28 protein-coding genes are annotated in these 26,530 nt (G+C 36.1%); 16 read left to right on the forward strand and 12 right to left on the reverse strand.

What is annotated here, in order from left to right; translation table 11 throughout:
• Positions 1–163: 163 nt before the first annotated feature.
• On the reverse strand, positions 164–730 hold the full coding sequence (locus LC095_RS17190) for a VanZ family protein (protein WP_226529305.1): 567 nt from the start codon (positions 728–730) through the stop codon (positions 164–166).
• 367 nt (positions 731–1,097) lie between these two features.
• A complete protein-coding gene (locus tag LC095_RS17195) occupies positions 1,098–1,949 on the reverse strand; it encodes a TetR/AcrR family transcriptional regulator (protein ID WP_226529306.1) in 852 nt (283 codons plus the stop codon).
• Positions 1,950–2,177: 228 nt separating this feature from the next.
• Between LC095_RS17195 and LC095_RS17200 the strand changes: the two genes are divergently transcribed.
• The gene (locus LC095_RS17200) at positions 2,178–5,264 is read left to right on the forward strand and encodes an efflux RND transporter permease subunit (protein ID WP_226529307.1); all 3,087 of its coding nucleotides are present in this window, start codon (positions 2,178–2,180) and stop codon (positions 5,262–5,264) included.
• A gap of 226 nt (positions 5,265–5,490) precedes the next feature.
• The gene (locus LC095_RS17205; protein ID WP_226529308.1) at positions 5,491–6,279 is read left to right on the forward strand and encodes a MerR family transcriptional regulator; all 789 of its coding nucleotides are present in this window, start codon (positions 5,491–5,493) and stop codon (positions 6,277–6,279) included.
• Positions 6,280–6,384: 105 nt separating this feature from the next.
• On the opposite strand, the gene LC095_RS17210 is transcribed toward LC095_RS17205, so the two are convergent.
• Positions 6,385–8,133, reverse strand: a complete 1,749-nt coding sequence (locus LC095_RS17210) for a dihydroorotate dehydrogenase (RefSeq protein WP_226529309.1) — start codon at positions 8,131–8,133, stop codon at positions 6,385–6,387.
• 470 nt (positions 8,134–8,603) lie between these two features.
• On the opposite strand from LC095_RS17210, the gene LC095_RS17215 reads away from it, so the two are divergent.
• On the forward strand, positions 8,604–8,975 hold the full coding sequence (locus tag LC095_RS17215; protein WP_226529310.1) for an iron chaperone: 372 nt from the start codon (positions 8,604–8,606) through the stop codon (positions 8,973–8,975).
• 63 nt (positions 8,976–9,038) lie between these two features.
• Here LC095_RS17215 and LC095_RS17220 read toward each other — a convergent pair whose 3' ends face one another.
• The 4 genes from LC095_RS17220 to LC095_RS17235 all read right to left on the reverse strand — a co-directional run bounded on the left by LC095_RS17220 (position 9,039) and on the right by LC095_RS17235 (position 10,710).
• The gene (locus tag LC095_RS17220; RefSeq protein ID WP_226529311.1) at positions 9,039–9,302 is read right to left on the reverse strand and encodes a DNA polymerase V family protein; all 264 of its coding nucleotides are present in this window, start codon (positions 9,300–9,302) and stop codon (positions 9,039–9,041) included.
• 272 nt (positions 9,303–9,574) lie between these two features.
• Positions 9,575–9,817 carry a hypothetical protein gene (locus tag LC095_RS17225; protein WP_226529312.1) on the reverse strand — a complete coding sequence of 81 codons (243 nt, stop codon included), beginning with the start codon at positions 9,815–9,817 and terminating at the stop codon, positions 9,575–9,577.
• Positions 9,798–10,313 carry an RNA polymerase sigma factor gene (locus tag LC095_RS17230; RefSeq protein ID WP_226529449.1) on the reverse strand — a complete coding sequence of 172 codons (516 nt, stop codon included), beginning with the start codon at positions 10,311–10,313 and terminating at the stop codon, positions 9,798–9,800. Before LC095_RS17230 ends, LC095_RS17225 begins: the two co-directional genes overlap by 20 nt.
• Before the next feature lie 16 nt (positions 10,314–10,329).
• On the reverse strand, positions 10,330–10,710 hold the full coding sequence (locus tag LC095_RS17235; protein ID WP_308222715.1) for a group-specific protein: 381 nt from the start codon (positions 10,708–10,710) through the stop codon (positions 10,330–10,332).
• A 145-nt stretch (positions 10,711–10,855) separates the two neighbouring features.
• Between LC095_RS17235 and LC095_RS17240 the strand changes: the two genes are divergently transcribed.
• A complete protein-coding gene (locus LC095_RS17240; RefSeq protein WP_226529313.1) occupies positions 10,856–11,737 on the forward strand; it encodes an aldose 1-epimerase family protein in 882 nt (293 codons plus the stop codon).
• A gap of 242 nt (positions 11,738–11,979) precedes the next feature.
• Here LC095_RS17240 and LC095_RS17245 read toward each other — a convergent pair whose 3' ends face one another.
• The 3 genes from LC095_RS17245 to LC095_RS17255 form a co-directional block, all read right to left on the reverse strand.
• Entirely contained in the window at positions 11,980–12,849 is an 870-nt protein-coding gene (locus tag LC095_RS17245) for a permease prefix domain 1-containing protein (RefSeq protein ID WP_226529314.1), read from the reverse strand.
• A gap of 2 nt (positions 12,850–12,851) precedes the next feature.
• Complete coding sequence (locus LC095_RS17250) at positions 12,852–13,187, reverse strand: PadR family transcriptional regulator (protein ID WP_226529315.1); 336 nt, start codon at positions 13,185–13,187, stop codon at positions 12,852–12,854.
• A gap of 295 nt (positions 13,188–13,482) precedes the next feature.
• Positions 13,483–14,193 carry a sugar phosphate isomerase/epimerase family protein gene (locus tag LC095_RS17255; RefSeq protein WP_226529316.1) on the reverse strand — a complete coding sequence of 237 codons (711 nt, stop codon included), beginning with the start codon at positions 14,191–14,193 and terminating at the stop codon, positions 13,483–13,485.
• A gap of 250 nt (positions 14,194–14,443) precedes the next feature.
• Here LC095_RS17255 and LC095_RS17260 point away from each other — a divergent pair, with 250 nt between their 5' ends.
• The 9 genes from LC095_RS17260 to hxlA all read left to right on the forward strand — a co-directional run bounded on the left by LC095_RS17260 (position 14,444) and on the right by hxlA (position 21,919).
• The gene (locus tag LC095_RS17260) at positions 14,444–15,448 is read left to right on the forward strand and encodes a LacI family DNA-binding transcriptional regulator (protein WP_226529317.1); all 1,005 of its coding nucleotides are present in this window, start codon (positions 14,444–14,446) and stop codon (positions 15,446–15,448) included.
• 24 nt (positions 15,449–15,472) lie between these two features.
• Positions 15,473–16,030 (forward strand): 6-phospho-3-hexuloisomerase, encoded by a 558-nt coding sequence (gene hxlB, locus LC095_RS17265; RefSeq protein ID WP_226529318.1) that lies wholly within the window; start codon positions 15,473–15,475, stop codon positions 16,028–16,030.
• 16 nt (positions 16,031–16,046) lie between these two features.
• Entirely contained in the window at positions 16,047–16,679 is a 633-nt protein-coding gene (locus LC095_RS17270; protein WP_226529319.1) for a bifunctional 4-hydroxy-2-oxoglutarate aldolase/2-dehydro-3-deoxy-phosphogluconate aldolase, read from the forward strand.
• Between the two features lie 20 nt (positions 16,680–16,699).
• Positions 16,700–17,722, forward strand: coding sequence for a TRAP transporter substrate-binding protein (locus LC095_RS17275; RefSeq protein WP_226529320.1), 1,023 nt, complete (start codon positions 16,700–16,702; stop codon positions 17,720–17,722).
• 17 nt (positions 17,723–17,739) lie between these two features.
• Complete coding sequence (locus LC095_RS17280) at positions 17,740–18,225, forward strand: TRAP transporter small permease (protein WP_226529321.1); 486 nt, start codon at positions 17,740–17,742, stop codon at positions 18,223–18,225.
• Positions 18,225–19,511, forward strand: coding sequence for a TRAP transporter large permease (locus LC095_RS17285; RefSeq protein ID WP_226529322.1), 1,287 nt, complete (start codon positions 18,225–18,227; stop codon positions 19,509–19,511). The genes LC095_RS17280 and LC095_RS17285 overlap by 1 nt, the downstream gene beginning before the upstream one ends.
• A gap of 17 nt (positions 19,512–19,528) precedes the next feature.
• Entirely contained in the window at positions 19,529–20,200 is a 672-nt protein-coding gene (gene rpiA, locus LC095_RS17290; RefSeq protein ID WP_226529323.1) for a ribose-5-phosphate isomerase RpiA, read from the forward strand.
• Between the two features lie 85 nt (positions 20,201–20,285).
• Positions 20,286–21,236, forward strand: coding sequence for a sugar kinase (locus LC095_RS17295; protein ID WP_226529324.1), 951 nt, complete (start codon positions 20,286–20,288; stop codon positions 21,234–21,236).
• Positions 21,237–21,307: 71 nt separating this feature from the next.
• A complete protein-coding gene (gene hxlA / locus LC095_RS17300; protein ID WP_226529325.1) occupies positions 21,308–21,919 on the forward strand; it encodes a 3-hexulose-6-phosphate synthase in 612 nt (203 codons plus the stop codon).
• A 202-nt stretch (positions 21,920–22,121) separates the two neighbouring features.
• Here hxlA and LC095_RS17305 read toward each other — a convergent pair whose 3' ends face one another.
• Positions 22,122–23,111 (reverse strand): glycerophosphodiester phosphodiesterase family protein, encoded by a 990-nt coding sequence (locus LC095_RS17305; RefSeq protein ID WP_226529326.1) that lies wholly within the window; start codon positions 23,109–23,111, stop codon positions 22,122–22,124.
• Between the two features lie 794 nt (positions 23,112–23,905).
• Positions 23,906–24,448, reverse strand: a complete 543-nt coding sequence (locus LC095_RS17315; protein ID WP_226529327.1) for a helix-turn-helix domain-containing protein — start codon at positions 24,446–24,448, stop codon at positions 23,906–23,908.
• Positions 24,449–24,572: 124 nt separating this feature from the next.
• On the opposite strand from LC095_RS17315, the gene LC095_RS17320 reads away from it, so the two are divergent.
• From LC095_RS17320 to LC095_RS17330, 3 genes are read left to right on the forward strand one after another with little or no spacing between them, the layout of a single operon-like run.
• On the forward strand, positions 24,573–24,812 hold the full coding sequence (locus LC095_RS17320; RefSeq protein ID WP_226529328.1) for a PLD nuclease N-terminal domain-containing protein: 240 nt from the start codon (positions 24,573–24,575) through the stop codon (positions 24,810–24,812).
• Complete coding sequence (locus tag LC095_RS17325) at positions 24,809–25,714, forward strand: ABC transporter ATP-binding protein (RefSeq protein ID WP_226529329.1); 906 nt, start codon at positions 24,809–24,811, stop codon at positions 25,712–25,714. The genes LC095_RS17320 and LC095_RS17325 overlap by 4 nt, the downstream gene beginning before the upstream one ends.
• Positions 25,711–26,499, forward strand: a complete 789-nt coding sequence (locus tag LC095_RS17330) for an ABC transporter permease (RefSeq protein WP_226529330.1) — start codon at positions 25,711–25,713, stop codon at positions 26,497–26,499. The genes LC095_RS17325 and LC095_RS17330 overlap by 4 nt, the downstream gene beginning before the upstream one ends.
• Positions 26,500–26,530: the final 31 nt, after the last annotated feature.

Here is a 26,530-nt window from a genome sequence, read left to right on the forward strand (position 1 = left end):
TGTATTGAACATAAATATCACCCTCCCAATTAGTTATCTATATTATACCAAATTAACGCGGTGAAAAGTTAAAGTATTCAGATAAAAATAATAGGCTGCCGAGGTTTCTCGACAGCCTGGCCACACATCTTAAAAAGATGTGTGGTTTTTACATGCTCCTCTTTTAAGCTTCCTTAACTAGACTTACCTTATTAACTAAACCCTTTAGCGGAGCTACCTTCGTTACTTTTTTAAATAATAAGAAACCTACCACAGCACCAAGTGTATTGGCAATAAGGTCATTAATATCCGAACTTCTCCCATTTCCTAGTGTTGCTTTAATGACTGCTTGAATCACTTCAAAAGATAAGCTAATCAATAATCCATGATAGGCAACCTTTTTCAATGAATGATATTTTTTATTAAGTAAGGGCAGGTACATGCCAAACGGTACCATCATGATGATATTTAGTAGAAATGTTTTGAGATCAATTGTTACTAGCGGAATAAAATTAATAGACATATACCAGGGAATTAGATTTGCGTATTTTCCTATATTTACATCTAAAGGGAAGAAAACTAGATGTACCAAACATAAAAAATAAAGAAAAAAGGATGTTAAAAGGAAAAATTGCCCCAAGCTGTTTTTATTTTTAAGAAACGTTTCAAACATCATAAATAGTAAGATACCAATAAAAGTTGGGACAAGGATATACCACGAATGAATTGTAAACATAATCGAATCTTCCACTATTTTTCCTCCATATTTCAATTTAAAATCTATATGTGAGCAGAATGTATTACGTTCTGGAATATTTACAGTATAGTCAATCATTTTTAAGTTTTTATTAAGAAATGTGCAAGGATTTATTAATCTTCTAGTATAAATTTCTTAAAAAGTATCCATTCAACTAAGAAGAGAATGTTGATGTGCTACGTTCTTTAATAACAAAGGAACTCTTATCAGGAAGGCCTCATTTGAATGATTTAACGAGAGGGGGTAGGGGATCAATAAATCTGTATCTCCATAGAGTTAATACCAATAAAAATAGACCGTAACTAAGTACATAGTGAGTGAGATCACCATGACCAGTACAGTCAAACGAGGATAAGTAAGTTTATTTAGTTGAGTAATATTCTGAAATAAAAGATCGATATGAATCAAGAGTTGGATAACCATCGAAATTTGATAACATACCATGAATAACTGGTAATCTAGGTTTTTCCTTTCCGATTTCCTCTTTTAATACTTGAAGAGTAATGACTAATTCATCTGACCCCAGTTTTTCTATTTCTTCTTCAAGATTCTTCAGTACATTTGACATGGATGGATGATCAGAGAATAAAAAATTAGCCAAAATGGATTCTGCTTTATCCTTTGTTAAGAAGGGTTTGTCTTTATGAATGTCTTTTACAATACTGTCCAGTCTATTATGCAAAAATTCGGTCAGGCTTTTCAAATCAAAATCATGTGTTGAAAACAATAGAACACCCATATACGATTTAACTATTCCTTCAAGGATAATGGTAATATCCCATGAGAACGGCTCAACTTCCGGTCCGTAAATCTCAATGATTCTTTTTCGATAATGCTGATTTGATTCCATTTGCTTTTCAAATAGAAGCTGTTTAATCGTGTCATTTCTTGGGATAGCCTGCTCTTTAGCCAGCATGACGAGAAGTTCCCGATGGGTAATAAAATGAGAATACAGAGCCATTTGTTCCCGGATTAACTTATCGCGAGGATTTTGAATGTCTTTTGTTACTTCGGAAAATGCTTTATGAATCATATCAAAATGATGTTGTAGTATGGCTAACAATAGATCATCTTTTGATTTAAAGTGTAAGTAAAAAGCACCTTTGGAAATGCCACTTTCTGAAGCAATCTCTTGAACGGAGGTTGCAGAAAATCCCTTACTCGCAAAAAGTCTCATCCCAACTTCTATAATTTGCATATCTTTCGCTTTCATAAAAATAACCCCCGGATCCCAAGTTCGAACTTATATTATAACGAATACGGAATAAATGTGAAACTTTTGTTAATCATAGCCGTAAATAATGACAAATGGCCTAACAAAAAAATTGACGCATGACTGGCTGGTCAGTTATATTTAGTTTATTGTGACTAACTGGTCATTAGCATTTACATTATATCAGAGTAATCGACCTTAATCAAAAGGAAGAGGAAGGTGTCATTTTTGAAAAGTTTAGTCAACTTCGTCCTGAAAAATAAACTTGCTGTATGGTTATTAACGATCATTATAACTGTTGCAGGTTTATATTCCGGGACAAAAATGAAAATGGAAAGTATACCAGATGTATCTATTCCGTATTTAATTGTGATGGGGGTTTATCCAGGGGCAACGGCCGAGCAAGTAATGGATGAAATATCGATGCCAATGGAGCAGAATATTGAGGGCCTTGAAGATGTTGCGGCTGTTTATTCCAATTCTTCAGCAAACGTCGCTCAAGTCCAGGTTGAGTATGAATATGGCGTAGATATGGATGAGAAAAAACGTGAACTTGAAGCAGCCATTGATAATATTTCATTACCCGAGGATGCTGAAGAACCAACAATAATGGCTCTTAGTATGAATATGATGCCGGTTGTTGCGTTATCTATCAGCAGCACAGAGGGTGATATTGTTGACTTATCTACAACCGTTGAAGAAACAATCCTCCCGGAAATAGAAAAAATAGATGGAGTTGGATCTACAACGATTACCGGTCAACATCTTGAGGAAGTTCAATTCACTTACGACCATGCAAAAATGGAAGAGTTAGGCTTAACTGAGGATACTGTTAAGCAAATGGTTCAAGCAAGTGATATGGCCTTATCTCTAGGCCTGCAGGAATATAAAGAAGGTGAACAAGCTCTTTCTATTGATGGTGATATTAAAACGGTTGAGCAATTAAAAGAGCTGCTAATTCCTGTTACACCATCAGAGAAAAATCCAAATCCATTTGTGAAATTAGGGGATATTGCAAAGATAGAAACAGTTGGTAAGGTACAATCTATTTCGCGTACAAATGGGGAAGAAGCTATTTCTGTCCAAATAACAAAAGGACAACAGGCAAACACAGTAGACGTTGTGAATGCTGTGAAAGATTTAATTGCGGAACAAGAAGAGGACATAGATGGTTTAGTAATCGATGTTACGTTAGACCAAGCGGAACCAATTGAAGATTCCGTTTTCACGATGGTAGAAAAAGCATTATTCGGTGGTTTGTTCGCGATCATTATTATTCTTTTATTCCTTCGTGATATTAAATCAACGATTATTTCCATCATATCAATTCCAGTTTCTATTTTTATGGCATTTTTGCTTTTAAATTGGCTTGATATAACATTAAACATTATGACATTGGGTGCGATTACGGTTGCGATTGGACGGGTTATCGATGACTCGATTGTTGTAGTGGAAAATATATATAGAAGGATGCACCTTGAAGAAGAGAAGCTTCGAGGACGTGCGTTGATTCGTGAAGCAACAATTGAGATGTTTAAACCAATTCTTTCTTCTACACTTGTAACGGTTGCGGTCTTCGCACCACTTATGTTAGTGGGCGGGATGGTTGGTGAGTTATTTAGACCATTTGCTTTAACAATGACATTTGCTCTTGGTGCATCATTACTTGTTGCGATTACAATTGTGCCGGCGCTCTCTCACTTCTTATTCCGTAAGAAATTATACGGAGAGAAAAAAGCATCGAAGCATAAAGAGGTTGGAAGAATTGCAACTTGGTATAAAGGTGTTTTAGAAAAAGTACTAAATCATAAAATCATTACATCCTTAATTGCGATCGTATTATTAGTTGGCTCACTTGCGCTGACTCCTCTAATTGGTTTCAGTTTTATGGGGTCTGAAGAAGAAAAAGTGCTGTATTTGACTTATACACCAGCTACAGGTGAACTTGAAGATGAAACGTTAAAAAATCTTGAAGAAGTTGAAAAAGAATTAATGAAGCGTGATGATCTGGAGACTGTTCAATTATCATTTAACAATAGTGATGGTGCAGACGCATCCACGATGATGATGGGTGGAGGAAACGGTGCATTAATGTATCTATTCTTTAATGAAGATACGGAAAATTTCTCCGATGTAAAAGAAGAAGTTGAAGAGTATGTCTTTAACATTGACCAATCAGGTGAATGGAAATCCCAGGACATGATGGGCGGAGGAATGGCAACAAACGAAGTAAGCTATACACTGTATAGTGAAGATTTAGAAGATTTAAATAAGGCAGTTAATCAAGTAGAGGGCGCATTAAAAGAGGTAGAAAACCTTGAAGATGTAGAATCTGATATGGAAAATCCATATGTTGAACATGTGCTGAAAATAGATCACGATGATATTATGCAATATGGTTTAACAACTGGACAAATCGTTGGAGCATTATCAGCTACAGGCTCTGAAGAAGTGTTAACAACAGTGGAAAATGACGGAGAAGAAATAGATGTTATCGTTCAACGCGAAGAAAAAATGGACGCAACATCAATCGATGAACTACTTGAAACAGAAATTCCTACTGCTACAGGTTCCACAATGCCTTTATCTGAGCTAGTTAAAACAGAAGAGGGTACAACTTATAACACACTATCCCGTAGTAAAGGGGAATTTTATGCAACTGTTTCTGGTACAGTAACGACTGAAGATGTTTCAACGGCAACAACTGAAGCAGATGAGAAAATTAATGATTTGGATTTACCTAAAGGTGTAGAAACTGGAGTCGCTGGTGTTGCGGCTGACATGCAAGAAACATTTACACAACTAGGTATTGCAATGATTGCAGCAATTCTCATTGTTTACTTTATCTTGGTTGTCACATTTGGTGAAGGTTTAGCACCATTCGCGATTCTTTTCTCATTACCATTTGCCGTAATAGGTTCCTTTGTAGGGCTATGGATCGCCGGTGAAACAATTTCTGTATCGGTTATGATGGGGCTATTGATGTTAATCGGTATTGTTGTGACAAACGCGATTGTTCTTGTAGATCGTATTATTCATATGGAACGCGATGGAATGTCATTACGTGATGCGATTATTGAAGCAGGAGCTACAAGACTACGCCCGATCTTAATGACAGCTATTGCTACGATTGGCGCGATGATTCCAATGGTATTTGAGGGTGCAGGATCAGCCCTAATATCAAAAGGATTAGCCATCACAGTAATTGGTGGTCTAACATCGTCAACCATTTTAACATTAGTCATTGTGCCGATTGTATATGAGGTACTTTCAAAAATGTTGAAGAAAAATCGTAAAGAAGTTGAAGAAAATTAATCTTTGAATGACGAGAACCCTCAATCTTTGGATTGAGGGTTTTAATGTACAGACAAAGTGAAAAAATCGCAATCCACACTAATGTTACACTATTCATGAATCTAATACGGATAGGTTGTGAGGGTCTTTCAACTAATTAGTGCAATTTTATTCGCACAATTCATTTTCGGTTTGCGCCCTCCGGTACGTCATATGCTAACCTAAATTTATGGAGGGATGTTGAATAATGGAAAATCAAGAATCTTTTTTTACAATTAGTGAGTTTGGAAAACGAGCAAGGATCACGGTACGAACATTACGGTTTTATGAAGAAATGGGTTTACTGAAACCAACACAACAAAACAGCTCTGGTCATAGGTTATACGGGTTAACTGAATTAGCGAAACTGCAACAAATTCAGTCTCTAAAATTTTTAGGATACTCATTACAGGAAATAAAAAAAATAATTGAAAATGATACGGATGCTGCTACTCAACTGAATAAATCTTTACCCTTGCAGCATAATCTTCTGACAGAAAAGAGAAACGAGTTAAATCGTGCAATTGAAGCAGTAGAGCGTGTTCAATTCTTAATCGAAAATGGAAAGTCGATCACGTGGACGGTTTTAAGTTCTTTACTTTTTCAGATGGAACATGAACAAGACCAAATGGAATGGGTAAAAGAATATTTTTCAGAAGACATTGCGAAACAATTTTTTTCTCTTCCCAAAAAGCATCGTCAACAATTAGATGTCGAAATGTTAGATTGGTTGGCAACGGTGAAAAAATTGATAGAAGATGAAGTTTCACTACAATCGCCAGAAGCATTTGATGTTCTAGTTAAACTAACTGAATTGGCAACAAAACATGTCGAAAATAAAGAAGAGCTTGCAGATCAACTTGTACAAGCACAGGAAGGAATGGAATCAGATGTCATGAATTTTCAGTTTCCTACTTTATTAACACCTAAAGAAGAAGCCTACTTATTGGAAATAGGAAGAGTGATGGAAGCTTTATATAATGAAAATGACGGTTGAAATGTTAAAAAGGGTATACGTAAAGTGTAATGCAATGAATAAAGCTTGTTAAACTCTCCTTAAGATAGGTTAAACATAAACAACTGTCTATCTTAAGGGGAGTTTTTATTTTTTCTTTAAGAAAGGATAAGATAATACTAGACCTGTAAAATATAAGATGATTAAAAAGTAAACAGGCAGTAAATGGATAAAGGTTGTATAACCGATATAGAAATGCGTCCCAATACCAGCTATAAATGCAGGTAATGCTCCAATCGCAAGGGTATTCCAAATCCAGTACTCTCCTTTTCTAAACCCCCATAATGAGATCATTAAAACAAGCAAACCAACACTTACTAGTGCACTTCCAAATCCAGCTCGGTCGTGTGCGATAACAGGAATTAAATTGTTACTTAATGTATCGATCATTTGTGGAGACATACACAGGAAGCTTACGTCTGTTGTTATAAACACATTTGTAACACCTATTATGGAAATAACGATACCTCCAACAATGATTGAAAAGCCCAGAATAATAAACATGAGTTGTCCATAAAGACCGAGTTTCCATGTTCTATCATTCTTACCATGACTAGAAGCAGGGAAATCGGTAATCTTTTTTCCTTCTCTGAAGCTAAAATAATAGATAGGTAATAAGACAAGCCAAAACAAACCATGTAGCCAATCAAAGTACCCAAAGCCGATAAAAAGAAAAATTCCAAGGAAACCTATGATTGCTGCACTATGAAACGTAATTTTAGCCCAATGCATACCATATTTTATTCCATGTCGTGCAAGCTGGATATAGATGATTCCGCCGGATATCATCGTGCCGGCTAATGCCATTCTATCATGGGACATAAATGCCAGGATAAGTGGATTTACTTGTAAGATATCTGCTTTAGTCAGTCCAATAAAGGCTTCATCATAAGGAAGGATAATACTTGTAAAGGCAAAATATAAGGCGATGATACCACCAATTAAGATAGAGAGTCCAAATAGAAATGACCAATACCAGTTTTGGTTATTCTCTTGTTGAATTTCTTCATATAATAATCGTTCATGAATTCGCTTCGGCAGCCCTGGTCCAGCTTTTACATAGCCATCTGTTAACATGAACAAATCTGCACCGGCACGAGCTAATGAAATAGCATCTTCTGGTGTCTCCACTCCACCTGAGGTTATAACAATTAGATCAGGAAATAGAGTTTTAACCCGTTTTAGTGTTTTTGCTAAAAGCTCATTTGCAAGTGTGGCTTCATACCAATAGCTGCCGTCAGTTTGACGTGGTGCATTTATCACTGCGCCACCAATACATGAATGTTGTGTTAAATCATTCAATTGTCTGTTGATATGATCTAGTTCATCAGGAGAAAAAGACACATAAAAAGAACGATCCAAACACTGTGACCTATTATTTTGGATATATGAGTGTATTTGCTCGGTTGTTCCAATAAATGCGTCTACATATGGGGTTAAATGTTGCACAATGATTTCCCATTCATTTCTAGTAACTTGTGCATCTATTTTAGCAATGATAGGAATACGGATATTTAGCCTTGTTAATTTTTTTATCACCAGTTTGAGAGGAACCTTTTCCTGCTGATTTGAAAACAGAAGTTTTCCTTTTTCCCACTTCGGTTCTTTTTTATCCGAAGGCCCGTATAACACAATGGGTCCTATTTCTAAAAATCCGAAACCTAATTCTTGAAAGGCATTTAAACCTGACATATTTGGATCAATATGACCACTTAACCCTACAGGAGAAGAAAATTTTGTATGATACATATTCTTTTGAAGTTCCTGTGGAGGGTTCATATGTCCCAAAAAGCCAATAACAGACCTACCTCCAGGAGTGGATGCTATTGTACTCATTGATTTATGAAGAAACTCCCGACTTGTTTTTGCATGGAGCTTATTGAGTAAGAGTTTTTTTATTGGATGATAAGACCAGTCCGGCATAAACAGCACCTTCTAAATCTAGTTAATTTTTTTATAAGGGTATCTTTAATTCTAGCATGTAAATCTACTAAGAATAAACGGTGCGTTTTATAATTAGAATGGTTTCACACACATCGCTGCTTATAATATTTTATTACTTTATAGTGGAGCGCAATGGAACGAACTCATTTTTACCTTTATCTTTACATTTTTAAAAAACAAAGTATCAAAAACAGCGGCCATAATATGTAATTAATTTTCAGAAATGATCAGCAGAATATTTAATACATGAGGAATCATGATATAATTATGTTTCATAAAGCACTGTAGTAGAACGGAAACATTAAATGCTGGCTCAACTTTTTGAAATGTAGCAATTGTGATAGTAATAGAGGAGGAAGTATATGGACGTTTTTGTAAAATATTTAGCAGGTATTGATCATCCCGACCACCGTGAGCGAACAGAGGAAGTTTTAGCATGGGTTGTGGATAGGTTTCCTAATTTAGAAGGGCAAATAAAGTGGAATACCCCAATGTTTACAGATCATGGCACATATATTATCGGCTTTTCCACAGCGAAGCAACATATGAGCGTTTCACCAGAAGAAGTAGGTATTGCACGCTTTTCTGATGACATTGCACAAGCGGGCTACAGTGCTACCAAAGGGTTATTTCGAATTCCTTGGAAAAAGCCGGTGAATTACGAATTGCTTGAGAAAATGATTGAATTTAATATCCAGGATAAAGCGGAATATACGAAATTTTGGCGGGAATAGTACGATTTATGTAAAAACGCATGACATAAAAAAATGTCATGCGTTTTTTCCAACCACTATCGTCTATTCGTCTTTATTATTTTTATCGCCCATATCTTCTACATCTTCAATTACATCTTCTTGATCAGGATCTGTATCTTTTTCATCATCTTTCATCATCGTATCATCTTCATCAACGCCAGGTAAATTGTCATCGGTATTACCATCATTATCGGTTGTCCCATTTTCTTGATCTACCTGATTTTGATCATCTGCAGGAGGTACTGGATCTGGCTCAGCATTACAACCCGCAGCAATCATCGCTGAAAAAACTATTCCTACTAACATAAGAATCCACTTATTATTCATGGGAAATCCCCTTTCAAAAAGTATAATTAACATCTTGATTACTTTTCCCGTTTTTAATAAAAATATGTCAAAATATTTATCGTTCTGATATAAAGGGATATCATTGGCAGGAGTAATGTATGGGCAAGGAGAGAGGAAAATCATCGTGTATCGTGAGAGGGAGACTTTACATGTATGTAATCTTTTAAAAGGAGTACACCATTTTAGGTTAATGATGTGTACTCCTTTAAGATGAAATTTTTTAGTATCTTTTATAAAATAAATAAAACTTGTATGAATGCAATTGCAGTGGTTCCGATTATTGGAACAAGTTTTAGAACTAATAGTCCGTTAGGAGTTGAAATTAATGGATCAAGCGGATCTTTTGCAGGTGAAGCAAGAAAGTGTAAGAATCGTTCCCACCGATTAGGTTTCATGGGAAAATCGGGTATATCTACATGATATTCATCTAATCTCTTACGCAGATGATGATCCTTATTTAGATCCTGTCTCATATTCCTTTTCCTCCAATTCTTCTCTTAATCGTTTGATTGCCATGTGTAATCTTGATTTTACTGTCCCTTTTGGTATTCCCAGGATTTTGGCTATTTCCTCTTGCTGCATATCGTGATAGTAGAAAAGTAATACAACTGCACGCTGTCCCTCAGGTAGCTTTGCAACGGCCTCCCGAATTGTCATTTTTTCAATATAACGAAATTCCTCTTTTTGTATTGGAGTAAGAAAGGGTAATAGAGATCTCCATTTTTTACGTCGGTTTAATTTTGTGATCATTAATCGATAGGCAATTTGAAAAAGATAAGACTTGAGTTTGCCTTTCCTTGGGTTGTAGTCATGCTTATAGCGTTGTAATTTAACAAATGTGTCTTGAACGATATCAATGGCTAATTGCTCATCTCTAGAATAACGAAAAATGAACGAATAAAGAGGCTGTCTTAATAGGATATAGATCTTTTCTAACGCTTCTTCATCACCATTTTGATAAGCGATCATCAATTCCTCTTCTCGTTCACTCAATCTCATCGCCCCAGCGTTCCTTAATAGCTTTCAATGTCATAGATACCCTACTTATTAAGTACAATATTGAGACAAGTGTCCAAACCTGTCCCTGGTTTGTAAAAAATTGTACAAAATCATTTTCAATCGTTTCACCACTAGAAACCAAGAAATTAAGAGCTTGAACACAAATAATGGAATATATTGATAGTCCTAGGGTTAGTGTATCAAAAACGTTCCACCTTAAATATATTTTCGTTTTCTTATAATTGATTTTACCATTTTCACGAACAACATATTTACGATCCATTGGAATCGCAATCACTAAAATAAAAATCATTAAAAAACCTGCAACAATAAGAGAAACAATCCAACCAGTATCCATTTGTAACATCTCCCATCAATATCTTTACTAACTATACAAATGAAGAGGAAAAAAAGTTCATTAAAAATAAAAAGTTTTTATCTCTTTATTAGCGATATATATCGTTAAGGGTATAATTAGGATATGAATACGAGATAGAGATGAGGGTTTAAAGATGGTAATTGGAATAGAAAATGATTGGTTGAAAGTAGAGTTTTTAAGCAATGGAGCAGAAGTACGTAAAGTAACGCATAAAAAAAATGGACTCGATTATATGTGGTCAGGAGATGACAAATACTGGGGACGTGTTGCTCCGGTCTTATTTCCGATAGTCGGACGATTAAAAGAAGACAAATATGAATTTAATGGTCAGACCTACTCAATGTCCCAGCATGGCTTTTTGCGTGATGTCACATTTGAACTGCATGCTAAATCGGAAACCAAGGTTTCTTTTGTTTTTGAGTCTGCTGGACAGTATATATCAATTTTTCCTTTTGAATTTAAAGCTTTTATTCATTACGAACTTAAAGAAGATTCACTCGTTGTTCAATGGGAAATTCTAAACGAAAATAAAGAGGTTATGTATTTTTCTATTGGTGCGCATCCTGCATTTAAGGTGCCACTATTAGAAAATGAAGCAATTGAGGACTATCGTTTACACTTTACGCCATCTACAAATAAGAATGTGATGGAATATGAGCTAAAAGATTCCCTTATTCATGAGAAAGGAACGGCTAATGATATTTCAATGATCAAGCTTACTGATTCTCTATTTAAAGATGATGCTCTTGTTTACAGTAATATTGATCATATTAAATTGATTTCAACTAAATCGGGTCACGGTGTAGAAGTCATGTTTGAAGCATTTCCGTTTGTAGGAATATGGTCAAAATATATGGCAGGTGATGGTACGATGGCTCCATTTGTATGTATTGAGCCATGGTATGGCATTGCAGATACATATCATACATCCGGAAAACTGGAGGAGAAACTTGGAATAAATAAGCTTGAAATGGGTGACATTTTTAAAGCCGAGTATAATATGAAGTTTCTATAGTATTTAAATTTTTTGTTATAAGTTAAATGACGTTTGGATTTACCGTAACAGGGTAAAACCCGAAAGGTGAGCGCAGAGGTGTAATACTAAATACTACCGGGTTCGGTTGAAGGGGAGAAAACTTCAATTTACAACCTAATTCGCATTTGTTTTAACACACATTTTGATATTAAATAGCATTAAATATAGCAACTGAATTAGTCAGTTGCTATTTCTTAGTCTTCAATTTTTAAATTTACACTTTAATTCATTACAGTTTTTAACTGTTTGTTTTGCTTTTTTAAGAACAGCCAAACAATACCGAGTGCAATAAATAAGGCAAAGAATAAAATAGGTAACTGATAAAAAGTCCAAGTGTTTGGAGCATAATAATTTAATTGATGATGTTCTTCTATTATATTTTCATATGAAGTTTTATATTCATATTGAACAATCCAATGTCCCTTTGCCATTATAACAGTTCCCAAGTCATAATCACTGGGCATAATTTGTTCTTTGTTTTCGATTATCTTATTGTTTCCAATTACAGTGGCTACATATTTATATTCTATTGGGAAATGTGTCATTGGTGTTCCAATCAATACCTCATTTTTCTCTAACCATCCTTTTAAATCCTCCATTGGAAAAACGGCTAATAAATTCAATTGATTTGGATATTTATTAAAAATGTCCATCAATTGTACTTCTTCTACATTGCTTATTTTATTGGTAGTGTCAAGAACATCGAAAACTTCATTAAAGATAGCATTTTTTTCTATTTCTACTGTCCCAAATTGTTCGCCCTTTTTGTAAAAGTGTTCCGCTTCTAACCAGGAAGAAACAAGTGTTACCATGCCAAAAACAAAGAAAATCAGTGCAAACGATAATACATAATTAGTAAATTTCTTTTGGACTTTGAAGAATTCGGATAATCCTTTTACAATTTGGTTTTTACCTCCAAAATTTTCGATTGCAATATGGATAGCTTCTTCTTCTGTTTTCCCTTTCACCTTTAACTCTTCGACAGCTTCTACTAAATGCGAACGCATTTCTTGTTTTAAATCTTCTATTTCTTGTTTATCTCCTGCAACATCTTTATAAATTGAATTTACATATTTATCAATTTGTTTCAAAGTTATTCTCCCCCTTCTATAAATGTATCAATAATTTTTTTAACAAATTGCCATTCTTTACGCTTTTCTTCAAAACCTTCTTCACCTAATGGTGTAAGTTTGTAATATTTTCTTCTTCCGCCTGGTCCCTGTTCATCACCCCAATAAGAAGAAATCCATTTGTTATTTTCTAATCTCTTTAATGACAAATAAAGCGTACCTTCTTTTAGTTCAAATTGTTCTTCACTTTTTTCACGAACCAATTTTGCTAATTCGTATCCATACATATCTCTGCTATGTAATAACGATAGGATTAATGTATCAATATGTCCTTTTAAAACCTCTTTGTTAATTTCCAATTTTTACACCTCCTTAATCAGTTATAAAGTATATTACCTAATAATGCAAGGTATCCCTTCAAAAATATATCCAATTCGCAATATTTTTAACAAAATTTTCAACAACACCGCATAAATTTATGCGGTGTATCCAATTGGTATGCTAATTTGTGTGTTAAATCCCTTAAAATATTGATATAACAACAAAAAAAGGGACACCAATTCTTATGTGAATTGTGTCCCTAATTAGGTTGTTATTTAATGTTTTCTCCCCAGTAACCGAACCTGTTAGTGTAATACCTCTGCGTTTTTAGCATTATTTTCTGAGTTTGTTCACCCATTGTGGAGCTTCACTATTAGGATTGGCTAATGGAAATTCAATAGCTGTAAAGGCTGGAAAAGGAATCTTTAAGTGTTCATTAGAGGGAGGTATGCTTTCCCATCCGTCTTTCAACTTTGTAACTGATTTTAAGTGGAGGTATTCAATCCATTGGTTTAATGAATGATAAGCATGAAGCCAATCCTCTTGATTGACTGTCCAATTGCCAACATCAAACGTCATGCCGACAGATGTTTCTTTCTTCCATTGGAAAAAGGATAAGATTGGAAGTAACGTTCCTCCATATGTGGATTGGTCGTTTTCAATTAACATTTTCAAATTTTTTGGCAGATTGGTATTCAGCCATCTCTCAAAAAGGTCTGTGTCAGCCTTGTTCGCATCAAACTTTCCAAGGGAAAACTTTATATGGGTAGCATTTAGAAACGCAGCCTCCTTAATGGATGTCTCTGCAATCGGATTCAAGGAATAAGAATCTTGCCATAACTCTATCGGAACCGAATAGATAACAGGGTCCAAGTCAGAAGCTGCAATCAATCGTTTTAATATCTCCAATTCTGTTGAGACATCTGTTAGACACTCCCGTCGTACTTCTATTCCATCAGCACCGTATTCTTTAATTTTTGGAACCTGTTTCTCAATAGAAATAGGTTTATTAAAAATGAGTGTAGGTAAAATAACCTTCGTCATCATTCAACCTCCTATATGAATCGTTACTAAACCGGTTTAGCAGATGCATTTACAACACTATAACATGAAGGAAAGCGTCCCACAATATGTGAAAAATATTCATTATTCAGTTCCTTGCTTTTCTATCTCATTTTAAAAAAAGGGGTTGTGAAACGCTTACATATGGTTTATAATTTCACTAAATCGATTTACTAAACCGATTTACTCAAACTAATATAAAAATATTCATATTACTAAGGGAGTCCAATAGATGAAAAAGGTTACGATTGCAGATGTCGCCCAACATGCAGGTGTTTCAAAAAGCACTGTATCCCAATATTTAAACCAGCGCTACGATTATATGGGAGAGCAAACTAAAGCGCGCATCGAAGAAACCATTAATGTTCTTGGCTATAGACCGAATATTCTAGCAAGAAGTTTAAAACAAAAGTCAACCACAACGATTGGGGTCATCGTTGCAAACATTTTGCATGTCTTCTCTACACAGGTGATCCGAGCAATCGAGGATGTTTGCAATGAAAAGGATTTCCACGTGATTATCTGTAATGCCGATAATCAACCGGAAAAAGAGAAGAAATATATTGATATGTTAAGAGCAAAGCAAGTCGATGGCATTATCGCTTTTCCAACAGGTGGAAATGTAGCATTATATCAGGATTTAGTAAGAGAGAACTATCCAATCGTTTTTATCGACCGCTTAATTGAAGGGATCGAAACAAACACAGTATTACTAGATAATGAAAAAGCTGCATTTATAGCGGTTGAAACATTGGTGAAGAATGGATATTCAAAAATAGCCTTGTTATCTCCACCTTTCGAACATGCGATTACCCCACGTATGGAACGACTTAATGGGTACAAGAACGCATTACAGGAGTATCAAATTCCACTTAATGAAGATTATATCGTTAGTGGCAAGACTTCAGAAATGCAGAGTTTGATTGAAAAATTAATCCATTTAAAAGATCCGCCTAAAGCCATACTGGCAACAAATGATCATGTTTTGATGGAGCTATTAACGTATGTGAAAAAAAAGCAAATGCGTATTCCTGAAGAAATCGGGGTGATTGGGATTGATGAAGTCTCTTTTGCAGATATTTACAGTCCATCATTAACGACCATTGCCCAACCTTCATTTGAAATGGGGGCAAAGGCAGCAAATCTCTTATTCGAAAGAATTCAAACGAAAGAAATAATCAATCAAGCGAAAGTCTACCGTTTTGAACCAACATTAATTGTACGAGAATCTTGTTAATTTTTATTAGAAAGGTGATTAAGGATGAAAAAAATCATTGAAACGATTGCTGGAGAAATTTCTGGAGTATTAGCCCAAGTTGACGAAAATCAAGCCGCTAAATTGGCAAATGAACTGCAAAACGCAAAGCGTATTTTCATCGCAGGTACAGGACGTTCCGGATTAGTCGGAAAAGTGTTTGCGATGCGAATGATGCATAGTGAATATCCTGTGTATGTTGTCGGTGAAACGATTACTCCAAGTATTGAAACAGGGGATTTATTGCTGACGATTTCTGGTTCAGGCAGCACAGGTTCTCTCTTTCAATATGCTAAAAAGGCAAAGGCGATTGAAGCAAAAGTAGCCTTGGTTACAACGAATAAAGATTCTGTTATTGGGGAGCTTAGCGATTGCACGATTACAATTCCGGCTGCCACAAAAAAGCGGCTTGCTTCAGAGCCTGATACGATTCAGCCGCTTGGAAGTCAGTTTGACCAATCCGCCCATTTACTTTTAGATGCTATTATTGTTTATCTTTTACTGCAAAAGCCGGAAGGCAAAAATCATTCTAGCTTAAATCAAAAACATGCAAACTTAGAATAGCAAAGGGGGTTAAAAAATGAGTTTAATAGATGTGATTAAAGAGAATAAAATTGTTGCAGTCATTCGTAAAGCAAACGAAGAAAACATTGTCCCGATTTTAGAAGCGTTGGCAAAGGGTGGAGTCACTTCTGTTGAAATTACAGCGGAAACACCAAATGTCACTAGAGTCATAGAAACTGCCGTTAAACATGTAGGGGGGCAAGTAAATATTGGTGCAGGTACAGTGCTTGACCCTGAAACCGCTCGTCAGGTGATTATGGCAGGAGCTACCTTTATTGTATCACCTACACTAAATCTCGAAACATTGACATTAACCAATCGGTATGGGGTTTTAAACATTCCGGGAGTTTTGACGCCAACGGAAATCCAAACTGCTTATGAGCACGGTGCACAAATGGTAAAAGTGTTCCCGGCAGATGCGTTTGGACCAAATTATGTGAAAAATATTTTAGGACCGCTTCCACATGTTCAAGCAATGGTGACAGGCGGAATAACCTTAGACAATATGAATGAGTATTTATCAAAAGGCTGCAAGGCAGTTGGAATCGGGAGTAATTTGGTGAATGCTCCAGCGTTAAATTCTGAAGGTGATTACACTCAATTAACGGAACGCGCAAAACAATATGTTGCTAAGGTGGCAGAACTTTAAAGCATAAGGGGGATGGGAGCATGCTGAAATCTAAATATACTTTTCTATTACTCGTTATTGTAACCATTGGACTATTAACTGGGTGTAATAATACAGCAGTTGAAACAAATGGAGATGGCAAAATTAAAATAATTGCTGCACATAATCAAACGTCTCCAGACAATCCTTATCAAACAGGAATGTTGAAGTTTAAAGAGGTGGCGGAGCGCGAATCAAATGGAAGTATTGAAGTCGAAGTACATGCAGGAACAATTGGAACAGAGGAATCACAGCTTGTTGAAAAACTTCAATTAGGTGCTGCAGATGTGGTACTCGTTTCCCCCGGATTTATGACCCAAACAGGAATTAGAGAAGTAGATTTATTTTCTGCGCCCTATCTGTTTACAAGCTATGACCATTGGCTAAGCGCTGTCGATGGAGAAGTGGGTAGAGAGATGGCAGAAATCATTAACGAGAAATCTAATAACTCTTTTAAACTATTAGGTTATTGGTCTGCAGGTGTTCGACATTATTATGGAAAGAAACCGCTTAACAGCGTAGAGGACCTAAAGGGTGTTTCATTAAGAACACAAACATCAGGTGTTGTCTCCGACTTCTGGAAAGCAACTGGAGCGATTCCATCAGGGATCTCTTGGGGAGAGCTTTATCAAGGATTACAACAGGATGTTGTTGATTCATCTGAAAACGCTTACCCGTTTTTTGTCCAACAATCTCATCACACAACACCAAACGGGAAGTACATTACCGAAACGGGACATGACTACACTACCCGATTTTTGTTAATCAATGGGGAAAAATTTGATCAATATTCTGAAGAACATCAAGAGGTTTTACTAAATGCAGCGGAAGCTTCAGTGAAAGCAGAGCGTGAGGCTACTAATTCGCAAGATATAGAATATAAGGAAAAGGCCGTTGCCGAAGGAGCGGTTGTAAATGAAATTAATACACAGCCATTTATTGATATCGCTAGACCTATTTTAGAAGATTTGGCTAAAGAAATCGAAGTAGAAGATTTACTACAGAAGATTATTGATTTGGAATAATCTAAGGGGGTATAGGGATGAAGCGTTTTGTGCAGGCACTTGAAAAACTACAAATTACGATCGGTATTTTATTCTTAACAGTGTTCTTTTTAGTGATTTTACTGCAAATCATTACAAGACATTTAGGAATATCGATACTCTGGACCGAAGAGGTTGCAAACTATTCCTTTATTTGGGCAATATTCATGGGAGCGGCAGTGATGGTCAATCGTCGTGAACATTTTAACTTTGATTTTTTCATCAGAAAATTAACGGGAAAAAAGAAAGTATCCCTCAATGTTTTTAATGACCTTGTTTTAATTGCATTTAATGTTTGTATTTTCTTCCTTGGGTTGATCGTCGTAAAAGAGTTTTGGAATTACACATGGGCGACACTTCCTGAAATGAAAATGGGATACATTTGGATAGCCATTCCGACTATGGCTGGGACTATGATTATTTACTCTGTCTCTCATTTGATTCATCATATCCAATCACAAAATGCGAAGGAGGTAAGAGGATAATGGGATTTTTACTTCTTGGATTATTTATTGTCTTAATGTTAATTGGCGTACCAATTGCCTTTGTCATTGGGATCGTAGCGTTACTTGGTATATTTGGAATCCCTTACACTCCTGAAGCCACTGTACCAATGAAAATGGTCAATGGTCTCGATTCATTCGTCTTATTAGCGGTACCATTATTTATTCTTGCAGCAAATTTAATGAACTCGGGGAAAATTTCTGAAAAGCTAATTAACCTGGCACTTGCACTTGTTGGACCAATTCGCGGGGGATTGGCCCATGCGAATATTCTTGTATCGATGATGTTTGCAGGCGTATCCGGAGCGTCGCAAGCAGATACAGCAGGTGTTGGTAAGATTCTTATTCCGAGCATGCTCAAAAAAGGCTATGACAAAGAAATGGCTGTTGGGGTTACTGCTGCATCTTCCACGGTAGGTGTTGTCATCCCTCCTAGTATTCCAATGATTATCTTTGCGGGTTTAACAAATGCTTCCATTGGTGCATTATTCCTTGGCGGGATTATACCAGGAATCTTAATTGGGGTTGGCATGATGGTTTTTGTTTATATCCTTGCTGTGAAGAAAAAATTTCCGCGTTCAGAACGTGTAGAAGTGAAAAAATTTGTAAAGTTGTTCATTGAAGCAATCCCTGCGTTACTCACTCCAATTATTATTATTGGAGGAATTATTACAGGATTTTTTACTGCTACAGAAGCTGCAGCTGTTGCATCACTGTACACCTTAATTGTTTGTATGTTTTATTATAAAACGTTAAAAGTCAAAGATTTACCGAAAATTTTAATGGATACGTTGTCATTAAGTTCTCTGTCACTATTTGCCTTGGCTTGTGCAAGCGCACTTGGAGAATTAATGAGTTATTACCAATTAGGAACAATGGCTCAGGAATTCTTCACGAATAATGTTGGTGCAGAATGGTTGTTTATCGTTATTGTTATTGCGTTCTTCCTGTTTATTGGAACATTTATGGATGCGATACCAGCTATGATTTTATTCGTCCCTGTGATTTTGCCAACAGCCTTGGAATTTGGAATTGACCCGGTCCACTTAGGATTAATTGTTGTTATTACTCTAGCTGTTGGTTTGATTACACCGCCATATGGTCTCTGTCTTTTACTTGCAGCAAAAATTGGTGACATGTCAATTGAAAAGTCCTTTGTGGCAGTCATTCCGTATATTGTCATTATTATTATCGTCTTATTATTTATCGCATTTTTCCCGGATATTGCATTTTTCATTCCAAAAGCTATTAATCCAGGATTATTTTAAAAGAGGTGTATTTTTTTATGAAGGTTGATAAAGTCATTGCGGCAGAAGAAGCCGTAAAATACGTAAAAAATGGAATGACGCTTGGTTTGGGGTCAGGTTCTACGGTCAATTGGTTTCTTCAGAAGCTGAGCGTACGGGTTAAAGAAGGACTTCAGATTCAAGGAATTCCTTCCTCTAAAAAGACAGAAAAGTTGGCGATAGAACTTGGCATTCCGCTAATCGATTTTTCGGCAACTACTCATATTGATTTGGCGATTGATGGAGCTGATGAAATTGATCGCTCTTTAAACCTAATAAAGGGAGGCGGAGGTTCACTAGTTAGAGAAAAAGTAGTCGATGCTTGTGCCGATGAATTGATCATCATTGGCGATGCATCGAAAATGGTCTCACAGCTAGGAACTTTCCCACTGCCAATAGAAGTTCTTCCATTTGGGTTTGAAGTGACCGTAGAGAATATTAAAAAGCTTGGAGGGACTCCAACTTTAAGAAGAAAAGACGATCAAATCTTTGTCTCGGATAACGGAAATTACATTATCGATTGCTCCTTTGGACCAATCGATGATGCTGTAACCTTACATGAAAAGTTGATTCAGATGGTTGGTGTAATAGATACAGGGATATTTGCTGGAATGGCAGATAAAGTGATTGTTGCCCGAAATGGAGAAATAGAATTGTATTCAAGAACTTAATAGGCAGTTTCCTTTCGCCTCAATCGTGCGAAATAGAGCTGCTTTCATTTCTTAATAATCGGAAAAAGTGTTTGGAGGAATCACAATGAAGGATGTCATCACGGTTGGAGAAGCAATGGTTGTTTTTAACCCAACTGCAACGGGACCGATGAAGTTTGTTAATGGTTTTGAAAAAAAAATTGGCGGGGCGGAGCTAAATTTAGCGATTGGCTGTGCGCGCCTTGGATTAAAAGCAGGGTATATTAGCAGGTTAGGAAACGATGAGTTTGGTAGATACATTCTCAATTTTACCCGTGGAGAAGGAATCGATGTATCCCAAGTAGAGTTTGTTGACGGGTATCCGACTTCCTTAAATTTTAAAGAGATTATGGAGGATGGAAATGTCCGGACCTTTTATTACCGGGATAAATCTCCGACTCTCACGATGACACCCGATGATTTAGATGAGGCTTATATCAAACAAGCAAAAATTTTACACATTACAGGCATCTATCCTGCAATTGGGGAGAGGAATATTGAAGTTATTCACAAGGCTATTGAGCTTGCGAAAAGGAATGGGTTAAAAATCTCCTTCGATCCTAATATCCGACTTCGCATGTGGAGTAAGGAAGAAGCACGAAAAGTATTGTCAGAGATTTTGCCACATGTTGATATTTTACTTGCCGGTGACGAAGAAATGGAGATTATTATCGGTGAAAAGAATCCGGCGACTATTATCGAAAAAGTGAAAGACTCTGGGATTTCTTTTATTGCCATTAAACTAGGTGATAAAGGTTCTGTCGGTTATTTTAATGGTGAAATAGTAACGTCAGCACCTGTAAAGGCATCTAAGGTGGTCGACACGGTTGGGGCAGGGGATGGCTTTAATGCTGGCATCATTTATGGGATTTTACATGATTGGTCCCTTGAGAAAACACTTCACTTCGCGAACACGATTGGTTCGATGGTTGTCAGTGTCAAGGGTGATAATGAGGGATTGCCATATTTGGTAGATGTTCAAGCAAGGCTTGGGGAAGTAGAACGGATTGAAAGATAAAGAACTAGGTGGCAGCTCCATTTGAAAATTGGATGACGGACTTGGGACAAAAGATAAAATGAGGTGTTAAAATGAACTTACAGTTAGCATTAGATCGCCTAACCAAAGAGGATTGCATTCGCATCGCGAAGGAAACAGAAAACAGCATTGATATCATTGAGATAGGAACAGGGGTTATTAAAGAGTACGGAATGTCAATTATCAGGGAAATGCGTTCACTTTTCCCTGACAAGCTAATCCTTGCTGATATGAAGACATGTGATGCTGGAAAACACGAAGCACGCCAAGCATTTGAAGCAGGAGCCGACATGACGACCGTTATGGCCTTCTCATCTGATTTGACGATTAAAGATACATTACAGGTTGCAAAAGAAATGGGAAAGCAAATCATGATTGATTTATTAGAGGTTCATTCTAGAAATCGAATTGAAGAGCTCAAAGAACTCGGTGTAAAGCTTGTCAGTCTTCATGTTGGTAAGGATAAGCAAACGGAAGAAACGTTTAATACAACATTGTTTTCCCTTGTTCAGGGCTTCGATTTTGAAGTGGCCGTTGCAGGGGGAATTAATTTAGAAAACATACATGTGATTTCTTCACATCAACCCGATATTATCATTGCCGGCAGCTCCATCACAGGAGCAGAAAAACCAGCACTCGCAGCCGCAAAAATGAAGGGAATATAGATGCTGGTGCCAGAAACTATCCAGTAAAATGGATTCTTAGACAGGTTCTGTAGAGCAAGTTCTGTTCTACAGGACTTTTTTATTGCTATACAATTCCCTATTGGATTAAGTACAGTAAGAGCAATGGAACTCAAACACCAAGACTCCTACTAGACATATAAGTAAGAGTTTGGATGTAAATAGTTAGGCTGATCTTCAGCGGTTAATGTATTGATCCATCTTCAAAAACGGGAGCAATCTTATCAATGCGATTTGTCCAGATGCCGCCGGAATAGTCGGAAGGTAGTCTTTCCAAATCCAGTGGATGATCAAATCCTTCTGACCAGCCGCCATCACCTGCAACAATAATAACCCTTGTATCAACGCTTTCCATTCGGTTTAAGAATTTATCTGACCAACCCCAAATCCAAGGAGCAATACTCTCAGGTAAATGTAACTGTGTATGTTCACAAGAGGAAGGAATATAACCTGTCCAGCCAATCGCAATATACGGAATCATACAGCTTTTCATGGTAGCTATTGACATGACACGTACCTCAGGAATTTGTTCTTTTACAGATGCAATCGGTTCATCTCCTCCGTAAATGGTCAATTGGCTTAAGCGTTCTTTCGGTAGCTTAGATAGATATTCAGCCAGTTGAATTCCCTCTTCCGGGTCATTACTTTTCATGTGAATTAATAATGACTCATTTGGAAAGTGGGACAAGACCTCTTCTAAAGAAGGCATGAGTCCTACCCCCTTTCCTCGAAACGGATAGGTGTTTCCATTATCAGCTGTGTATCCATAGCCAATATCAATTTTCTTCAATTCTGCCATCGTATAGTCTTTCGTTGTTCCTTCAACATTTGTTCGACATTCTAGTGTCCAGTCATGGAAAACAGCAAACTGTCCATCTTTTGTGGGCTTTATATCAAACTCAACCATATCGGCTCCGGCATCAAATGCTGCTTCCATTGAAGGAATGGTGTTCTCAAGGTAAGGATGCTCGGGGTCAAAGATTCGCTCTGCTGTACATGTATCCCCTTCAATTCCTTCCATACTAAATGTTTGTCCAAGTCCTCTGTGGGCAAGCAAGTAGGGATCGACATCTTCTCGATCTTTTGTAAACATTGAACTGTTATTAAGAAAAATAAATAAAACCAATAGAATCAAAAAGATAGCAATTCGTTTTAATGCTCTTTTGAATTTCACTTTTTTCTGCCTCCATCATATGGGTAAGATAATAGGTCGGTCCTCTTATATAATGATATCGATTTTTATTTACTTCTCAATGACTGAAGAATAATAAGTTTATGATAATTATAGATATGGCCTAATCTTGGATCTGACTTTTTCTTTTTTGTATTAAATCCTTTATCAAGCGTTGTTTTTAGTGGATTTTGGATATTCTGTATGAGAGTGAAAAGGAGTTGAGGTGGTGTTATCTATGACTAAGAGGGATTTACTATTTAATCTATCAATTATCATCTTTCCGTGGTTAACATTGTTATTCATAGGTAAGAAAAGTTTTAAGAGGTATTCATGGGCAGATTTTTGTTGTTCTGTTTGAAATCATTAATCATTTGTATGGGAATAAGAGAGGCTGGTGGAAGTTTTATGATAAGCGGAAGTTGTTCATAAAAAATGAGCTTCCTTTTAGTATTGGTCCCTATATGCCTCTATCCATGTGGTTATTAAAGGTTTCATATGAAGACTTTAAAAAGTATATTATGCTTAATGCCATTTCAGATGGGATTTTTGCTTTTATTGTTATGGATATTTTAAAAAAGGTCAAGATCATACGCCTAAGGAGGTTGAACCGTATACAGTTTTTTGTCTACATACACTATAAGGCATATCTATTATATGGTTTTCAGTATTTGGTAGAGAAAATAAAAAGCTTTCGCTCATACAGACAGACTCAGGAAACCGTGTAAGACGAATGAAATTCTATTAAGGCGTGAACCTAGGAAGTTCACGCCTATTCACCATTTGGGTCCGATCATTTATGCATCTGGAATAATTGTAATCCCAATCGTACGAACAGAGGCTTCTGTTCCGTTACTTTCGCTAGAAGTGTTGTAGTATTTATTCATCAAATCGTTTAATTCGCTCTGAAATGATTGAAATTGTTCCTCACATAAGTTTAATTCTACAACAGTAAAAGTGGCTTGATCCTCCTGTCCATTTTCATCTGATTTTTCTAAATAAGCTCGATATTGTGTCATTAGAGATAATTGGTAGTAAGAGAGATAGTCCAGTTTTTCCTCGTTGGAGATTCTCTTCCACTCCTCAACATCAAGCTTTGCCTCTGTTTCATTTAAAGTATAATATTTTTCTGAAACAGACTTTACTTTCTTTTCTTTTATAATCCGTATAATATTTGCGTCTGCCATAATTTGAATATGGCGATAGAGAGTTGCTTGAGGGACATCCTTTATTAATTTAACCATTTCCAATGGGGTTAGCCCATTTTCTTTATGTCTCATTAAAGTTTGGCAAATTTTCATTCTAACAGGATGCATTAAAATCTCAACTTTATTACTCACGATTCTCACCTGAATTTCCGTTATTTTAATTCTCATTATAAATAATGAGAATAATGATTGCAATGAGTGAAAAAACTCGTTATCATTATTGATAACGAGAATGAAGTAAGGGGGAATAATAAAAATGGAACTACACTATGGAATAAATGACTTTAAAGACATTGATTTTATGTTTTTTTTACCGATTGTATTACCTGTTATGGCAGTTGGAGCAATTTTGGTTTTCCTGGCGTTATTTGATCTTTACCGTCACAGAAAAACGAGGGAAAATGCGCTAACCTGGATGGTGGTCATTCTTTTTGTTAATACTTTGGGTCCTATCCTGTATTTCGTAATAGGACGAAGGGAGAGTAAAAGACTATGAAGCTGGAAATTAAAAATGTGACAAAAACCTTTAAAAGAAAAACAGCAGTAGACGAATTTTCGATGGAAATACAATCAGGTGAATGTGTGGGGTTAATCGGACCAAACGGAGCGGGAAAATCAACCTTATTAAACATTATTTCAGATATCATCAATCCTACCAGCGGTGAGGTTTTACTAAATGGAAAGGACATATCCAAGATGAAAAAGAAAATTGGATATTTGCCACAGTATCCTAACTTTTATCATTGGATGTCTGCTAATGAAACTCTTTTATTTATGGGGCAGCTATCCGGTTTGTCAAAGAAAGAATTGAATGATTTAATACCAGAGAATTTAGTAAAAGTTGGGCTGAAAGAAGAAGGAAATTCTAGAGTTGGCACATTTTCAGGGGGAATGAAACAAAGACTTGGGATTGCACAAGCGTTATTGCATAAGCCATCACTAATTATCATGGATGAACCTGTATCGGCATTAGACCCTATTGGACGAAGAGAAGTGCTAAATCTCATAAAAGAAATAAAAAGTGATACAACCATTTTATTATCGACCCACATACTTAGTGATGCAGAAGAATTATGTGAACGTTTTGTTATGATAAAAGGTGGATCAAAAATTGAAGACACAACGATTTCACGATTGTTAAGTCGAAATAGTGATAATAAACTGTATGTGGAAGTCACAGCAAAAGATCAGGAATGGATAGAAATTATGAAAAAGATTTCATATGTCAAGGAAGTAGAGGTAATTGGACAAAAAGTCAAAATCAAAATGGATGATATTGAAAAAAATAAAAATCGATTATTGAAACATGCACTAGATCATGGTGTTGACATTGTTAAATTTGAACTGAATAAAGATACGTTAGAAGAAATTTTCTTAAAATTGGTGGTGGAGGAATGAATCATAGTATTGTATTGGCTAAAAAAGAGTTTGTTCAAATGGTTCGAGATTTTAAAGTGATATGGCTGCCGATCGTGTTTATCTTTTTAGGCATAACTCAGCCAGTTGTCACTTATTATTTGCCATCGATATTACAAGCATTAGGAGGTGGTCAGGGGATTACTATAGATTCGGGCTTGGCTAATCAAAAAGGTGGAGAGGTACTCGCAAGCACATTTGGGTCTCAATTTGATCAGATGGGACTTATGATTCTAGCCATTTCAATGATGGGAATAATTCAAGCAGATAAAACAAACGGTATGTTGCCATTTATCTTAACAAGACCTGTTTCAGTTCTTTCATATTTAACTGGTAAACTATTATCAAATTATTTAATAGCTACGATTAGTGTAGCTTTGGGATATTTAACTGCGTATCTATATGTTCTTAATCTTTTTTCAAATGTGCCATTTTTCCTTATGCTTATTGCCTTATTATTTTATCTTGTATGGGTTCTCTTTATCGTATCTTTTACGATGATGGTCAGTACAATTTTTCAAAATCAAGGTATCATTGCTTTGATTTCAATTGTCTTCTTAATTGGCTGTAGAATAATAGTTACCATTCATCCAGTTATTGATCTATTTAATCCGGCTAGTATGAGTGGTCATGCCATGGAATTATTAATATTCGGATCTCTTAAATCAGATGTATGGATTCATTTGGTGACAGTGTTTTTAGGGATTCTCCTGACTTTCTATGTTACGTATTATTGGATTTCTACTAAAAAATATCACTATGAGTAAGAATATAAGAAGCACATCTCAAAAAAGATGT

The sequence above is a fragment of the Metabacillus niabensis genome, assembly GCF_020524345.1.
GTDB lineage: Bacteria > Bacillota > Bacilli > Bacillales > Bacillaceae > Metabacillus > Metabacillus niabensis_B.